Below are 15945 nucleotides of genomic sequence, written 5' to 3' on the forward strand. Positions count from 1 at the left end.
GGCGTGGGCACCGCCGTCCCTCTCCTCGTCGTCAGGGTGCGATCATCGCCTGGATGTCGTCCTGAGCGGCGCAAAGATTGGTCTTCACGTCACCCTGGCCGAAATAGGACTGCTGGATGGCTTCGGCCCAGCGGTCGAGCATGCGGGTGAGCTCGGGATGCGGCGGGAAGCGGAGGGCGGCCACCTCTGCCTCGGTCTTCGCAGCGGCGACATACTGGCCGGGGGTCTCGCCCCAGCTCTCCATCAGCGCCGTGACCTTCGGATCGTCCCAGACCGACTTGCGCACCGGGTTCATGTTGCCGGCGAGCGCCGTCTTGACCGAAACATCCTTCGACGTGACCCATTCGAGGAACAGCCAGGCGGCGGTCTTGTTCTTCGCGGCCGAATTCATCGACAGCGACCAGATCCAGGCCGCCGCGGCGCGCTTGCCGTCGGGGCCGAGCGGCGTCGGTGCATAACCGACATCGTCGGAAATGCTCGACTGCTTGGGATCCTCATAGACCGGCGCGAAGAGGTTGGCCTCGTTGAAGGACATGATGTACTGCCCCGAGGCGAAGCCCTGCATGGCCTGGTCCCAGGTGAAGGCGCCGGCGTCGGGCGGCGAGGCCTTCTTGATCAGCGTGATGAAGTCCTCGGTCGCCTGGATGCTCGCGGGCGAGCAGATCTGCAGCTTGCCGTCGGCATCGAGCATCTCGACGCCATAGGACTGGAGCATGGTCCCGAAGGTGAGGTAGGGCAGGTCCCAGTAGTGGTCGAAGCGGGTGATGATGCCGTTGACCGGGCCGTTGGGGCCGTCGGTCTTCAGCTTGTCGGCCATCGCCAGCAGTTCGGCATAGGTCTTCGGGACCTCGAGACCGAGCTTCTTCATGAGGCTCGGACGATAGGCGAGCTGGTAGCTCTCGAAATTGATCGGCAGCGCCCAGAGCTTGCCCTCGCCGACGCCCTTCAGCGGCTCCAGCGTCCAGCGGCCGGAGGCGAGGACGCCGGGGATGAAGTCGGCGAGGTCATAGTCGGCGGCCGTCAGCTTCGGATCAGCGATATAGTCGTCGAGCGGCTCCAGCCAGCCACCGGTCGCGTATTGCCAATTGTTCAGCGGGGAGGTCATGAAGACGTCGTAGCTGCCCGTCTTCGACGAGAGATCGGCGAGCAGCTTCTCGAAGCCCGGCTGTTCGGCGAGTTCCTCGAAGGTGACCTTGATCCCGGTCTTCTCGGTGAATTCCGGGAGGAGCGGCTTCAGGCTGTCGACGAAGGGATGCGAGATCAGCAGAAGATTGATGGTGCTGCCTTCGGCGGCGCGCCAGTTCGTCTCGGCGGCGGCGGGGAGAGGCGCGAGCGCGGTGGAGGCCGCGAGCGCCGCCGCGAACAGTCCGCCGGCGATGAGGTTGGGGCGAGGCGCCCCGGCTTTCAGTTGCATGGAAGAACCCTTCTGGAACGATGTTCTCATGCGGCGCACCGCCGGGCTTAGCGCCTCATGTCGGCAGCCGGTCTTGTCCGGTCATGGACCCGCCCGATCTCGGGCTTGCACTTTCGTGCGACGTTGGCACAAATGAGTGCACCACGCTGTCGCCCACCCGTCAACACCTTTGTGCGGCGACTGCACGAAAGTTCGACTGAAGCGAGTTCTGATCCGATGGCGCAGACCGAGGAAGACCTGCTGGTGCAGCTGGCCTGGCTCTACTACGTGGCCAACCTCAACCAGGAAGAGATCGCAGCGCGTGTCGGCGTTTCGCGCTTCAAGATCAACCGCCTGCTGGCGCGGGCGCGAGAGACCGGAATTGTCCGCATCTCGATCGACCACGCAACCGTCGCGACGCTGGAACTCGGGGAGGCGATTGCGCGGCGCTTCGGGCTCATCGAGTGCATCGTGACGCCGGCGACCGGGCCGCTCGGCGATCCGGCAAGCGAGGAGGCCGCCGCACGGCGCGCGGTCGGCATCGCCGCCGCGGCCTTCCTCACCCGCCGGCTGGAGGAGGCGGAGCGCCTCGTCGTCGGCCTCGCCTGGGGCCGGACGATTGCCGCGCTGGTCGAGGCGATGCCGAGCCTTCGGAAGGCGGAGGCGCGCTTCGTCTCGCTGATGGGATCGCTGTCGCGAACGGCGCGCACCAATCCGTTCGACTGCGTGCAGGCGCTGGCGCAACGCTGCGGCGGCGAGGCCTATCTGCTCCCCGCGCCGTTCATCGCCGACAGCAAGGCGGATTACGACGTCATCATGAGCCAGAAGCTCGTGCAAGAGAGCCTGGCGCTGGCGCGCCAGTCCGACCTGATCGTGGCGAGCTTCGGCGATGCGTCCGAAAATTCCTTCATCTCCACGCACGACCTCGTGCACCGCGAGGAGATCGAGCAATTGACCCGCGACGGGGCGGTGGCCGACATGCTCGGCAAGTTCTTCGATCGTGACGGCCGGATCGTCGACAGCCCGCTCAATGCCCGCACGCCCGGGATCGGCGCCGAGGACATGCGGGCGCGGGAGATCGTGCTGCTCGGCGCCGGCCGCAGCAAGGGCGAGGCCCTCGCCGCGCTGCTGCGCTCGGGCCTCGTCACGCGCCTCATCGTCGACGGCGACCTCGCGGAGGAGGTCGCCGCGCGCGCGTGAGGGCGGCGACCTTTGGTCAGATCACCTCGAGATAGTCGCGGTCCGGCAGCGCCGGGAAGGGCGCGTGTGGCAGCGTCTGGTACCAGAAGGCGACGGACGCGATGTCGTCCTGCAGCGGCAGGTAGCGGCGGTCCTTCTTCTCGGTGCGCCAGCCGAGCGCCTGGATGGTGACGCGCAGGTCCTGCTCGAAACGGATCGGATCCATGACGTGCCAGCGATACATGCCGAAGCGCTGTTGGCTGCGATAGGTCCCGTCGGGGCGCAGAACCTGCGGCAGCCCGGCATAGGGGGTCGTGAACTCGCGATAGGCACTCGTCATGGTCGGGTCGATGACGCCGCCGTCGAAGTTGTAGGCGCCGCAGAAATAGTCCTCGGTGCCGGTGCCGCAGATCGTGGGGTAGTCGCGGTCGCCGTCCATGAAGAACTTGATCTCGCCTTCTCCCCACCAGCCGGCATTGTTGACGCCCCAGGCCATGTAGGTGCCGACATACTGGCCGCGGCCCTTCACGCCTTCGAGGATCGTGTAGTCGGTGCCGAAGGGCAGCGGGTTGGTGCGGCGGAACTGGGCGTGGAAGTAGGCGACGTCGTCCGGCACTTCGGTCAGCGTGTAGTTGATCTGGTAGTAGACGATCGCGTGATCGTCGGGGTCGCGGTTTTCCAGCGTGATCCGGCAGTGGCGGCGGAAGGGCATCTCCCAGTAGCAGTTGAAGGCGCGGCCGGGATTGACGCAGACGGCGAGCGAGGAGACCTGCGCATACTGGTTCCAGCCGGAGCAGAAGAAGTCGCCGAGTGGCGCCTCGACCGACGGATTCTCCTGGCCATCCCAATAGATGCGGAGGATGAGGTCCCGCCAGCGCACATTGGCCGGGGTGAGCCAGATCTGCTGGATGGCGCCCGACCCCTCGATCTCGGCGATGGTCCTGAGCTCGCCGGCTTCCATGCGGATCGAAGGCGACACTTTCCACCCGCGGCCCGAGCCGTCGGCGCCGAGGCCGCGCGCGCAGGAGGCGCCGGTGCCCTCCGTCGCCATGCCGCCCTTGCCTTTGGCGCCGTCGAAATTCTCGGGGCTGATGGAGCGCGTGACGGCGCGCGACAGCCGCGCCAGATTGCCCATATGCATGCCGAGGCCGGAGAATTCAGCCATGAAGATACCTCCCGGAGTGACGTGACGACAGCGCCGGCGGCCTTTACTTGAGGCCGCTCGTCTTGATGGATTCCATGATCTGGCGCTGGAAGATGATGAAGACGATCACGGTGGGCAGCGCCACGACCGTCGAGGCGGCCATGATGTAGTTCCAGGATGCGGTGTACTGTCCCTGGAAGCTCGCCACCGCCACCTGCACGACCCTCAGATTCTCGTCGCTGGTGATGGTCAGCGGCCAGAGAAACGCGTTCCAGTTGGCCAGGAAGAAGAGGATCGCCAGCGCGGCCAGCATCGGGCGCGACAGTGGCAGGATGATCGACCAATAGATGCGCCAGTAGCCCGCACCGTCGATGACCGCCGCCTCCTCGATCTCGCGAGGCACGTTCAGATAGAACTGGCGCAGGAGGAAGATGCCGAAGGCGTTGAAGATCGAGGGGATGATCAGCCCGGCATAGGAATTGAGCAGCCCAAGAGCCTTCACGAGGATGAAGAGCGGCACGATGATGACCGGCAGCGAGACCAGGAAGGTCGAGAACATCGCGAGGAAGATCGCGTCGCGGCCGGGAAAGCGCAGCCTCGCCAGCGCATAGCCGGCCATGGAGTGGAAGAACAGCGCGACGACCGTCACCGTGGTCGCGACGAAGAACGTATTCCAGAGATAGCGCAGGAAATTCACCTGCGTGAACACATAGGTCAGATTGGCGAGCGTCGGCTTCTCCGGAATGAGGTTCATCGTGAACATCTCATTCTGGTTCTTGAACGTCACCGACAGCATGAAGAGCAGCGGCGCGACGGTCGCCAGCGCGAGCACGAGCTTCGCCAGCCCAAGGACAGCTGGGACCGCGCGGTAGAGCGATGGCGGCTCGGCGGCGCTCGTGCGGGAGAGAGCGGCGTCAGTCATAGTTGAACCGTCCTCCGCGCGTCAGCACGAACAGAAGCAGCGTCATCGCCATCAGGAGCAGGACCAGGAACGAGGCCATCGCGGCGGCATAGCCGTATTCGTTGTACTGGAAGGCCTGCTGGTAGATGTAATAGATGGCGAGCGAAGTCGAATTGGCCGGCCCGCCCTTGGTCATCACATAGATGAGGTCGAAGGCCTGGCCGCCGGCGACTGCGGCGACGGTCGAGACCAGGAGCACGAAGAAGCTGGTCGGCCGCAGCAACGGCAGCGTGATGTGGCGGAGCTGCGCGAAATAGCCGGCGCCGTCCATGCGCGCCGCCTCGTAATATTCCTTGGGGATGTCCTGCAGACCGCCGAGGAAGATGAGCATGTAGAAGCCCATCAGGAACCAGACGCTGACGACCACGACCGAGACGAGCGCAAGGTCGGGATCGCCCAGCCAAGAGAGGCCGCCGAGGCCGAGGAAGCCGGTCATTTTCGGCACGAAGCCGATCTTGTCGACGAGCAGCACCTGCCAGACGAGCGCTACGACGACGAGGCTCACCATCTGCGGCAGGAAGAACATCGAGCGGATGACGGCGTTGAGCGCCGATCCCTTCTGCACCATCAGCGCCAGCGCCAGCCCGACGATATAAAGGCTCGGCACCAGCATCAGGACATAGGCGAGCGTGACCTTGAGGCTCTGCAGAAAGAGCGGGTCGACGAACATGCGGCGGTAATTGGCGAGCCCCGAGAACTGGAAGCCGCCGAACCCGTCGAGCGTGAAGAAGCCGAGCCCGAGCGCGAGCAGCATCGGCAATCCGGCGAAGATGAAGAGCCCAATGGCGTCGGGCGCGACGAACAGATAGCCGGCGACCCATTCGCGGTGCCGGGCCGAGAGGCGGAAACCGGCGGCCTTTCGGGCCGCCGGGGTGGAGGATGGACGCGACATCGCCTCGGACATTGCGGACGCGGACCCGATCAGAGGATCGGGGCGCCGGAATAGCCCGCGAGGAAGCCGTCGAGCTGCGCGGAGGCCTGCTCGGCCACCTTGGCCGGGTCCTGGCCGTTGAGCTGCGTCGCCTGGATCGCGTCGGAGATGATCTTGTAGACCTGCGGCGGAACGCGGGGCTCGGCGCGGGTGCCGGGATAGATCTCCTGGCTGAACACCTTCATCATGCCCTCGTTGAAGGCGGCGGCGCCCTTCTCGAGCGCCGACTGGCGCGGCGGCATGTCGCTCTTGGCGACCGTGCACCAGTCGACGACGCGCTGGATCGAATCCGGCGCCATCGAGCCGAGCGCCCAGGCGCAGAACTTCGAGGCAGCTTCCACCTGCTTGCCGCGGGCATTGGCGACGAAGGCCCAGCCGCCGCCGACCGTCACATATTTGCCGCCGGCCGGCTGCGGCAGCTTGAAGATGCCGTATTTGAAGTCGGGCGCACCCTCGCGCAGCGCCGCGATCGCCCAGATGCCGACATTCTGCATCGCGCAATAGCCGGAGCCGAGATTGGGGACCACGTCCCAGCCGCCGCCGCCGAGCGGCTTGCGCGGCGCGGCGCCGGAATTGACCGCATCCTGCCAGAGCTTCAGCGCCTGCACGGTGCCGGGCGAATTGAAGGCGCTCTTGCCTTCGGACGTCTGGAAGTCGCCGCCGCCCTGCCACATGAAGGGATACCAGGTGAAGTTCTGGTAGTAGCCCGGCTGGGTCTCGAACAGGACGCCGAAACGGTCGCTCGTCGTCAGCTTCTTCGCGACCTCAAGCAGCTGGTCCCAGGTCTTCGGAACGTCGTTCTCGTTGAGGCCGGCATCCTCGAAAGCCTTGATGCTGTAATACATGGCCATCGGCTCGACTTCCATGGGGATGCCATAGATCTTGCCGTCGACCTTGCGGTTGGCGATGACGCTTTCGGGGAAGTCCTTCTGCGCCGCCTCGTCGATATAGGGCGTCAGGTCGGCGAGCACGCCGCCATTGTAATAGCGCAGGAAATCGCCGGGCGAGATGATGAAGAGGTCGGGTCCGCCGCCGGACGCGAACGCCGTCTGCAGCTTGGAGCCGTTCATGTACTCGTTGTTCGGCACATAGACGAGCTCGACCTTGACCTCGTTCTGATCGTTCCAGGACTTCACCATCTGCTCGAACCACGTGACCTGTGATCCGACGGTGCCGCCCGGGGCATAGAACTGCCAGAACTTCAGCGTCTCAGCGGCGTAGGCGCGCGAGACATAGGGGGCCGAGAGCGCGGCGCCGCCGATGAGCGCTGCGCCGCCGGCGAGGACCGAGCGGCGGGACGGCAGCAGGAGCCGGCTGGATCCGGCATTGGCGGAGCCGGAGATGCGAGGCATATCGTCGTTGGACAAGGCGTCATTCCTCCATGGGGCCGCCGGTTCTTGTGCCGGTCGTGCCAGGGCTGAAACATTTCAGGCGAAACTAGGTCAGAAGGGCTTTCCTATTTTCCGTCGCTTGGCAATCATACGACTTTTCATGGCATTAGGATGGGGTGAGCCCTTCCGAAACGTTTCAGCGATGTCTATCATGACAGCCCGAACCTGACAAGGAGTGACCGTCAATTGACGACCCTGCGCGACGTCGCCCGCCATGCCGGCGTGTCGATCGGTTCCGTATCCACGGTGCTGAACAACACCGCGCCGGTCAGTCCGGCGCTGAGGGCCAAGGTGTTGAAGGCGGTCGAGGAGCTCCGCTATGTGCCCGACGCGGTGGCGCGCAGCCTCAAGACGGGCCGCTCACGCACGATCGGACTGATCGTGCCCGACATCACCAATCCGCATTTCTCGGCAGTCGCGAGCGCCATCGAGATAGCCTGCGACGCACGGGGCTATGCGCTTCTCCTCTGCAACACCACCGACAGTCCGGCGAAGGAGTTGCGCGACCTGCATCTGATGCGGCGGCAGCGCGTCGATGGCGTCATCCTCGTCCCGAGCGGATCGGGCGAGGCCTATGTCGCCGAGCTTTCGCGCGCGGCAACCATGCCGGTCGTGCTCATAGACCGGACCTTGGGGGGCTTCGACGCCGACGCCGTGGTGCTCGACAACCGCGCCGCCAGCTACGGCATCGTCGACTATCTTGTGCGGGCGGGGCATCGGCGGATCGGCATCGTGACCGGCCCCAGCTCGATGTCGATCGCCGAGGAACGGCTCGCCGGATATCGACAGGCGCTGGCCGAACACGCGATCGACTACCACGACGATCTCGTCGCCCGTGGCGCTTATCAGCCCGAGCCCGACTATCGTGCGACGACAATGCTGCTCGCGCGGCGGCCGCGGCCGACGGCAATTGTTTCGACCAGCAACCACACGATGATCGGCGTCATGAAGGCGCTCTCCGACCAGGGGTTCCGCTGCCCGGAGGACATCTCGGTCGCCTCGATCGACGACGTGGTCTGGGCGACGGCCTTCTCGCCGAAGATGACGGTAATGGCCCAGCCGATCGTCGAAATGACCGAGTTGGCGGCCGAGCGGCTGTTCGGCCGCCTCGCCGGGGCTATCGCCGGCCCCGGAACGGTTCTGGTGGCGCAGCCCGCACTGAAGGTCCGAGAGTCGAGCCGCCCTCTGACGGACTGATGCCCACTGCAATGCGCGCCCGGCATCGGGTCAATCCGGCGGCCAGTGCGGGCTCAATCGAATGGTTGTGTAGAGTCAAAAACTCTATACTCCATAGAGATCAAAATGTATTTGTGCGTAACAATTTGATTTGTTGCATTGCAGCATATGATGTGCATTGCAGCATTGTATGTCTTCGTTTGCCTTTATTAAACGGCGCGTCTCGCTAGACTCTGTGATCAGATTGCCGCATTAACTCTCTTACATCCTCCTTTCGGAGGATGGGCTCGCATAATCCTAAAGTGTCGATATGTGGTCGCGCAGCGCGGGTTGATAAATCGCGACATTTCGCCTAAGTTGTAAGTATAAGGTAAACCAAGGCACTGCGGATCCATAAGTCGCTTGGATTTTTCAGCGCTAATCAATTTTCGGGGGGCGACGGCAGAGCGGTGTAGCAGGGGAGATACGCTAAATGCCTATCAGTGGACAGGACACCATCCCGAAACAAAACGGGATGATAGCGGGTCGGTCGGGGGCTCCGACATCGGGCGATGGTGACGTTTTTACTTCCAGGATACTGGCCCAAACCCGAGAGAGCATCTCGATCCTCGACGAGAATGCGTTCGCGCGGGACTGCCTGGCGCGATGTCTGCGTGAGATCGAACAACACTACGAAATCAAGTCGTTCAACGGTGTAGCCCAGTGGGGCGAGGCGAGACGGTCGGACGAGACGGCCATCGTTCTCCTCTGTGCTTCGGGCGCGAAGGCGACGGAACTGGCCATTCACAGGGATCTCGCCACCGTCAGATCGATCGATCCCGATGCGCTTTGCATCGTCATGTCGGACAATGAAAATCCCGACCAGATGATGGACACCATCGAGAAGGGTGGTCGCGGGTTCATTCCGAGCAGCATCGGTCTCGAAGTTGCGGTCGAGGCCATCCGCCTGGTGCGTGCCGGCGGAACATTCATTCCAGCCAGTGCCTTGCTGAAAAGCCGGACGTCTTTCGACCAGGCCGCGTTGCGCAAGGAAAACGAGCGCGGGCTGTTCACGGCACGTCAGGCGGAAGTGGTGAAGGCGCTTCGTCGCGGCCAGCCCAACAAGCTCATCGCGTATGAGCTCAATATGGGGGAATGCACCGTCAAGGTGCATATCCGCAACATCATGAAGAAGCTCAACGCGCGCAACCGGACCGAGGTCGCCTTCCTGACCAACGACATGTTTCCGTCGGAGAGCGACCGCCCCTGACGGTGGCGGGTGGGCGAACCGCCCGCTCCACCCCGTCCGTCAAAGGCTCTCCGGTCGATGGCGCCGAGGCGCGCCGAGATGTTTCGACGCGCCTCAGCTGCTCTTGCACCGCTCCGCGATCCCGGCGGGTGCGGTCTTCCCCCGTTTCGGGTGATATGCCGCGCGGATCGCCGCAACAGCGGCGTCAGCTCCGTCCGCGAATGGTGCAACCGCGCCGCTGGTCGCGGGCAGCTGTCCACGAGCGCTCCCGCGCCGCTGGCGCACGACGCCGATCATGAGGCACCCTCTGCGACCGGCAGCGCGCGCAGCCGAATGCACCGCCGCCCTTGTCGAGCGACGGCGATGGCTTGAACTCACGCGCTGTCAGGTTACCAGTTCGGCGATGCCGCCCGACTCCAGTTCCCGGCCGCTGAGGACGATTTCCGCCGCCTTCAGTCCGCCTGCCTGCAGGCGGACGATCGGTTCGTGGCCCAGCCGGTTGAGCAGAATCCCCATGTGACCGGCCGCCGGGGCGGCGGACGGCGCGATCCGGATCGCGAGCGCGCTTGCCGCCTTGCGGTCGACATCACCCCAGAACTGGGTGACGAGCGCCCCCGGGGCCCGCGCGGCGATCGCCGAAAGGTCCGCGGCGCCGAGCGGAGCGCCGTCCGGCGTCAGCGCGAGGACGACCGCATGCCACGGGCCGGCGCCGAGCGCTTCCGGGGTGAGGAAGAGCGTTGCGCGCGCGCCGGCATGGTCCAGCCCCTCGAGCAGATGGGGCGCGAAGGGATTGTCGCAGAGGACGGCCACCGCGCATCCTGGGACGTCCAAACCGGCCTCGGACAGTTGCAGGACGCAGAGCGGGCCGAGAAACGGAAAAACGGCGACATCCGGATGCCGCTCGTTCACGGCGACGATGCGGATTCCACGGTCGCGGCAGGCATTCCGATCGATGTCGCCGTCGCGAAATTCCCACGCCTCGAACATCAGAGCGATGACCGCGGACTTCGGCATCAGCCGGACATGCGTCGCGGTGATCGGCCGGATGCGGCCGGAATTCGTGAGGATGTCGCAGCGCCACAAGACCTCGTCGGGCACCCCGAAGGAGAAGGTTATCCGATCTTCGACGCCGGCGAGGCGCGCCAGGGCGCGCGTCGCCTCGATCGCCTCGCGAGCCGTGCCATGACTTGCCGTGTCGCGAGCGCAGGCATTGACCTTTGCACCGGCGAGGGCGGCGATGACGGCCGTCGTGGCATAGGCGCCCGTAGCGGCTTCCGTCACCACGGCACGCCCGCCGAGGTCGAGTTCCAGAATGCCGATCCGCCGCGACATGCTGTCGAGGAGTGCTTCCGGCCGGTCGTCATGCTCGGTGGCCTGAGAGGTCATGGCGCTGCCGTCTCCGCATGCGTTGCCTGGCGGCAATGGGTGTCAGTTCGGCGCCCGGGCCCAATCCGGGTCGGCCGATGGTGGGCGCCGCTCGCCGAGCGGCTGGCGTGCCGGCGCCGGCCGCGACCGGGGAGCGGCGGCGAGCGCTTCGCAGAGCGTCTCGATCACCCGCAACTGGTCGGCCTCGGTCAGCTGAGGATAGAGCGGCAGGATGATGGAATGATCGCGGGCCATCTCGGAGCGCCGCAGCGAATGGCGTTGCGGCTGCGCGGCGTAGGCCGGCTCCATATGGGCGCACATGATGCCGCGGCGGGTCGCGATGCCCTTGTCGAGCATATGTTGCATGACCGCACGCTGATCGATCTCGGGTGCGAGGGACACGCAATAGCTCTGCCAGTTCGACAGGGCCCATTCGGGTTCGACAGGCGGCTTCAAGCCCTCGATCCGGGAGAGCGCCGCCTGGTAGAGTTCGGCGCGGCGGCGCCGCTTTCCGATGATGCCGGGCAGCCGCTTCAGCTGCTCCCGCCCGATCGCCGCCTGGACGTCCGTCATCCGGTAGTTGAAGCCCGGCACGGGATAGGTCTCGACGACCACCTGCGCGCTGCCATGTCGCGCGCGGTCGGAGATCGACATGCCGTGCTGGCGCCAGAGCCGGAACTTCGCGTCCCACTCGCCGCGGCGTGTCGTCAGCATGCCGCCGTCGCCCACGGTGACCACCTTGCGGGGGTGGAACGAGAAGCAGACGATGTCGCCCAGCGGCCTGCCGATCGGCGTCCATGACCCGTCGACGCGGATCTCGGATCCGATGGCGCAGGCTGCGTCCTCGATGACCGGCAGGCCCCTGCGCCGCGCGACCCGCATGATGGCGGCCATGTCGCACGGCATGCCCATCTGGTGGACGCAGAGGATCGCCTTTGTCCGCGCCGTGATCGCCTTGCCGATCAGAGCTGGATCGATATTGAAGCCGTCCTGCTCGATGTCGACGAAGACGGGCGTCGCCCCGCACTGGAGGACGGCGTTGGCGGTTGCGATGAAGCTGTGGCTGACGGTGATCACCTCGTCGCCGGGGCCGACATCAAGTGCGAGCAGCGCGAGATGCAGGGCCACGGTGCAGTTGGCCACCGCGCAGGCGAAGTCGGCGCCGACGAGCGCCGCGAACTCCTCCTCGAAGGCCTCGACCTGCGGGCCCTGGGTCAGCCATCCCGAGAGGACCACCCGGCTGGCGGCCTCGGCCTCCTCCGGCCCGAGCAGCGGCTTTGCGATCGGGATCACGATGCCATCTCCTGCATGATCTTCGTCTCCTTGGCGGTGCGCCACCACTCCACGAGTTCGCGGATGCCTTCGGAGAGGTTCACCGTCGTTCTGAAGCCGATCCTCTCCTCTGCGGCGCGGGTCGAGGCGAGGCGGCGCGGTACCGGATTGATCGCGCGCTCGCCCTGATGCTCGGGGATGAGTTCGGGTTTCTCCATGACCGCGGCGAAGATCCCGGCGAGGCCGAGAAGCGATGTTTCCGTTCCGCTGCCGACATTGAACACCCGGTCGGAGACCGGGGCGGTCGCGGCCAGGATGTTGGCCCGTGCGACGTCCGTCACGTGAACGAGATCCATCGTCTGGAGGCCGTTGCCGAAGATCAGCGGCGGCTTGCCGGCCTCGATCCGCTCCATCCACCGGACCATGACCTCGGTGTAACGGCCATGGATGTCCATGCGCGGCCCGTAGACGTTGAAGTAGCGGAGCGCGACATAGTCGAGGCCGTACATGTCATTGAAAGAGCGAAGCAAACCCTCGCCGAAGGACTTGGCGGCGCCGTAGAGGGTCCTGTTGGCGTAGGGATGGTCCTCTTCCGTGGTCGGGAAGTTCTGGGCCATGCCGTAGATCGAGGCCGAGGAGGCCATCACGACCTTGCGCACCTTGTGCTCGACGGCGAGGCGGAGCAGCCGGTATGTGGCATCGACCATCACCGACATGGCCTCGTCCGGTTCCGCGGCGCAGTGGGTTATGCGCAGCGCCGCCTGATGGAAGATGACGTCCGTGCCCGACACCAGCCGATCCATCAGCTCGGCGTCCCGGATGTCGCCCTCGACGAGTTCGACCCGGCCCGAAGCGAGGGCGGAGCCGAGATTGGCGCGATTGCCCCGCACCATGTTGTCGACGACGACGAGCCGGCGGGCACCGAGCTCAACGAGGTGGTCGACGATGTGGGAGCCGATGAAGCCCGCCCCTCCCGTCACGAGGATCTGTTTGCCGAACAGCATTGCCGTCTCCTTCGCCATTCAGGCGGTCCTTGCCAGCCGTTCGGCCGTCAGCGTGGTAAGCGCGGTGATCACCGCGTCGACATCGTCCGAGGGGAGTTCCGGATAGAGCGGGAGCGACAGCGTCTCGCGCGCAAGCGCTTCCGATTGCGGCAGGTCGCCCGCGCCGTATCCGAGCCAGCGATAGGCCGGCTGCAGATGGACCGGGCAGGGATAGTGGATGCCCGTCGCGATGCCCGCCTCGTCCAGCCCTGCACGGATGGCATCGCGGTCGGGGACGCGGATCGCATAGACGTGGCAGGCGTGGTCCATCCCGATCGGCCCCGACGGCACGGACACGCGTGACGACAGCGCGCGCCCATAGCCATTGGCGATTCTGCGCCGGGCACCGTTCCACTCGTCGAGCCGCGGCAGCTTGACGCCGAGGATCGCCCCCTGGATTGCGTCCATGCGGAAGTTGAAGCCCTGCCGGACGTGATTGTACTTGCCTTCCTGGCCCCAGTCGCGCAGCGAGCGGACCGCGGCGGCGATGTCGGCGCGGTTGGTCGTGATCGCGCCGCCTTCGCCGCAGGCGCCGAGATTCTTGCCGGGGTAGAAGCTGAAGCAGCCGATGTCGCCGAAGGCGCCGGCCCGGACTCCGGCCCGCTCGGCGCCGTGCGCCTGCGCCGCGTCCTCGATGACGACGAGGCCGAACCGCTGCGCGAGCGCGGTGATTGCGGCCATGTCGGCGAGGCGCCCGTGCAGGTGGACGGGCATGATCGCTTTGGTTCGACTGGTGACCTTCGCGGCAATCAGATCGGGCCGCATCGTCCATGTCACGGGATCGATGTCGACGAAGACCGGCGTGGCGCCCGCATTGACGATCGCGGCCGTCGTCGCGACGAAGGTGGCGGAGACCGTGATGACTTCGTCGCCGGGGCCGATTCCGGCCGCGAGCAGGGCGAGGTGGATCGCCGAGGTGCCGGAATTGACGGCGACGGCAAAGGACGTCCCGCAATATCGCGCGAAGTCGGCTTCGAACCGTTCGACCGGCTCGCCGAGAACGAAGGTTCCGGCGCGCATGGTCGATATCACGGCTCGTTCCAGATCGGGGCCGATGGCCCGGTACTGGGCGCGGAGATCGAGGAAAGGGGTCATGATGCCTTCCTCAAGGTCCCGAGTTCCACAGGGTGGCCGCGCAGCGTGGCGGAACGGCTGGCGGCCGTCAGCATCTCGACCACGCGCAGCCCGCTTTCCCCGCCCGATGGCGCCGGGGTCCCATGGTTCATCGCGGCGACGAAATGTTCGATCTCGGTGACCAGCGCTTCCTTGGCCGGGATCGCGGGTGCCCACATCTCGCCGGTCCGGTAGGATATCCGCTGCTCTCGGATGTCTCCTTCCTGAGCCGCCAGGTCGACGCCGCGGTCATAGACCTTGACCTTCTCGCTGTTCTGCATGTCGTCATAGATGATCATGCGCTGGCGCCCGCCGATCATCGTCTGCCGGATCTTGACCGGCGACATCCAGCTGACGTTCAGATGTGCCATCGCGCCGTCCTCGTAGAAGACTGACAGGTGGGCCATCGTGTCCGGGCGATCGGGCAGGAAAGCCGCGGCGCTGGCCGAGATCGCGACCGGACGCGACGGCATCAGGAAGTCGAGGATCGCGAAGTCGTGGACGGCGAGGTCCCAGATCACCGAGACGTCGTTCCGGAGAATGCCGAGATTGACGCGCGTCGAGTCGTAGCAATAGAGATCGCCGATCTTTCCGCTCGCGATCATCTCGCCGATCGTCATGATGGCGCCCGTATAGACAAAGGTGTGGTCCACCATGAGCACGAGCGAGCGTCGCCGTGCCTCGTCGACCAGCCGCTGCGCCTTCATCGGGCTGTCGGTCATCGGCTTCTCGACCAGCACATGCTTGCCGGCCTGCAACGCCGCGAGCGCCATCTCGAAATGCGTGTGGACGGGTGTGGCGATGACCACGGCCTCGACGGCGCTCGAGGCGATCAACGCCCTCCAGTCGGCGAGTAGTTCGGTGCCAGAGTGTCTGCGTCCGGCTCGTGCCAGCGCGGCCGGCGAGGCGTCGGCCACCGCGCAGAGCGTCGCCCCTTCGACCTCGCTGATGGCGCGCGCGAGATTGGGTCCCCAGTATCCGTAGCCGATGACGCCGATGCCGGTCATGACGCGACTCCTGCGACGGCGGCGGCCGAGGCGCGGAGCCGGTTGGGGTGCCGCCCGGAGGCGGCCGGATGCCTCACATCGCCGATCACCCTGGCGGGGACGCCGGCGACGACCGCATAGTCCGGCACGTCGCGTGTGACGACCGCGCCCGCGCCGACCAGCGCGCCGATCCCGATTGTCACGCCGCAGACGATCGTCGCGTTCGAGCCGATGGAGGCGCCGCGTCGAACGAGTGTCGGCGTGCATTCCCAATCGCCGTCGCGCTGGAGCGTGCCATCATCATTCGTCGCGCGCGGATAGAGGCCGTTGGTGAACATCACGCCATGCGCGACCATCACGTCGTCCTCGATCGTGACCCCTTCACATACGAAGGAGTGCGACGAGATCTTGCAGCGGCGGCCGATCGTGCTGCCCTTCTGGATCTCGACGAAGGGGCCGATTCGGGTGCCGGCGCCGATCTCGCATCCATAGATATTAACGAGATCAGGGTAGAGAACGACGACGTCTTCCGAAATAATGCTCGAATTGATCGGCATATAAATCCGCTCCATTTGGGATTTTACTGCGAATTATTCAGGATTTATACAGACTATCCGCTATCAGTGGATTTTGGAGCCGATGAAAAAGGACGCTGCCCGTTGGTGTTGTCCCTCTAATCCCTTTGGCTTAGGGAATGATCTTTCGTAGCCGCCCGGTCCTTCGTCCGCCGCGAACGCCGCCCACACGGGTCTGCCGAGACGCC

General features: G+C 65.5%; 14 protein-coding genes. 3 read left to right on the forward strand and 11 right to left on the reverse strand.

Going from position 1 to position 15945, the window contains the following annotated elements:
- Nucleotides 1-31: 31 nt before the first annotated feature.
- Nucleotides 32-1414, reverse strand: a complete 1383-nt coding sequence (locus QO015_RS15970) for an ABC transporter substrate-binding protein (RefSeq protein ID WP_266283083.1) — start codon at nt 1412-1414, stop codon at nt 32-34.
- Nucleotides 1415-1630: 216 nt separating this feature from the next.
- Here QO015_RS15970 and QO015_RS15975 point away from each other — a divergent pair, with 216 nt between their 5' ends.
- A complete protein-coding gene (locus QO015_RS15975) occupies nt 1631-2593 on the forward strand; it encodes a sugar-binding transcriptional regulator (protein ID WP_266283082.1) in 963 nt (320 codons plus the stop codon).
- A 16-nt stretch (nt 2594-2609) separates the two neighbouring features.
- On the opposite strand, the gene QO015_RS15980 is transcribed toward QO015_RS15975, so the two are convergent.
- From QO015_RS15980 to QO015_RS15995, 4 genes are read right to left on the reverse strand one after another with little or no spacing between them, the layout of a single operon-like run.
- Entirely contained in the window at nt 2610-3737 is a 1128-nt protein-coding gene (locus QO015_RS15980) for a glycoside hydrolase family 172 protein (RefSeq protein WP_266283081.1), read from the reverse strand.
- A gap of 43 nt (nt 3738-3780) precedes the next feature.
- The gene (locus tag QO015_RS15985) at nt 3781-4638 is read right to left on the reverse strand and encodes a carbohydrate ABC transporter permease (protein WP_266283079.1); all 858 of its coding nucleotides are present in this window, start codon (nt 4636-4638) and stop codon (nt 3781-3783) included.
- The gene (locus QO015_RS15990; RefSeq protein ID WP_266283078.1) at nt 4631-5569 is read right to left on the reverse strand and encodes a carbohydrate ABC transporter permease; all 939 of its coding nucleotides are present in this window, start codon (nt 5567-5569) and stop codon (nt 4631-4633) included. The genes QO015_RS15985 and QO015_RS15990 overlap by 8 nt, the downstream gene beginning before the upstream one ends.
- A gap of 29 nt (nt 5570-5598) precedes the next feature.
- Nucleotides 5599-6960 (reverse strand): ABC transporter substrate-binding protein, encoded by a 1362-nt coding sequence (locus QO015_RS15995; RefSeq protein ID WP_307291197.1) that lies wholly within the window; start codon nt 6958-6960, stop codon nt 5599-5601.
- A gap of 225 nt (nt 6961-7185) precedes the next feature.
- On the opposite strand from QO015_RS15995, the gene QO015_RS16000 reads away from it, so the two are divergent.
- Both QO015_RS16000 and QO015_RS16005 read left to right on the forward strand, forming a co-directional pair.
- Nucleotides 7186-8196 (forward strand): LacI family DNA-binding transcriptional regulator, encoded by a 1011-nt coding sequence (locus tag QO015_RS16000; protein ID WP_266283075.1) that lies wholly within the window; start codon nt 7186-7188, stop codon nt 8194-8196.
- A 451-nt stretch (nt 8197-8647) separates the two neighbouring features.
- Nucleotides 8648-9424 (forward strand): LuxR C-terminal-related transcriptional regulator, encoded by a 777-nt coding sequence (locus QO015_RS16005; RefSeq protein ID WP_266283073.1) that lies wholly within the window; start codon nt 8648-8650, stop codon nt 9422-9424.
- A gap of 363 nt (nt 9425-9787) precedes the next feature.
- Here QO015_RS16005 and QO015_RS16010 read toward each other — a convergent pair whose 3' ends face one another.
- Genes QO015_RS16010 through QO015_RS16035 form a run of 6 tightly spaced genes read right to left on the reverse strand, consistent with a single transcriptional unit; the run spans nt 9788 to nt 15739 of the window.
- The gene (locus QO015_RS16010) at nt 9788-10789 is read right to left on the reverse strand and encodes a hypothetical protein (RefSeq protein WP_266283072.1); all 1002 of its coding nucleotides are present in this window, start codon (nt 10787-10789) and stop codon (nt 9788-9790) included.
- Nucleotides 10790-10831: 42 nt separating this feature from the next.
- The gene (locus QO015_RS16015) at nt 10832-12061 is read right to left on the reverse strand and encodes a DegT/DnrJ/EryC1/StrS family aminotransferase (protein ID WP_266283071.1); all 1230 of its coding nucleotides are present in this window, start codon (nt 12059-12061) and stop codon (nt 10832-10834) included.
- Nucleotides 12058-13062, reverse strand: coding sequence for an SDR family NAD(P)-dependent oxidoreductase (locus QO015_RS16020; protein ID WP_266283070.1), 1005 nt, complete (start codon nt 13060-13062; stop codon nt 12058-12060). Before QO015_RS16020 ends, QO015_RS16015 begins: the two co-directional genes overlap by 4 nt.
- The gene (locus QO015_RS16025; protein ID WP_266283069.1) at nt 13063-14178 is read right to left on the reverse strand and encodes a DegT/DnrJ/EryC1/StrS family aminotransferase; all 1116 of its coding nucleotides are present in this window, start codon (nt 14176-14178) and stop codon (nt 13063-13065) included. It abuts the gene before it with no gap.
- Entirely contained in the window at nt 14175-15203 is a 1029-nt protein-coding gene (locus QO015_RS16030; RefSeq protein WP_266283067.1) for a Gfo/Idh/MocA family protein, read from the reverse strand. The genes QO015_RS16025 and QO015_RS16030 overlap by 4 nt, the downstream gene beginning before the upstream one ends.
- Complete coding sequence (locus QO015_RS16035; RefSeq protein ID WP_266283066.1) at nt 15200-15739, reverse strand: acyltransferase; 540 nt, start codon at nt 15737-15739, stop codon at nt 15200-15202. The genes QO015_RS16030 and QO015_RS16035 overlap by 4 nt, the downstream gene beginning before the upstream one ends.
- Between the last annotated feature and the right edge of the window lie 206 nt (nt 15740-15945).

Origin of the sequence: Kaistia geumhonensis, assembly GCF_030815145.1 — a bacterium.
GTDB lineage: Bacteria > Pseudomonadota > Alphaproteobacteria > Rhizobiales > Kaistiaceae > Kaistia > Kaistia geumhonensis.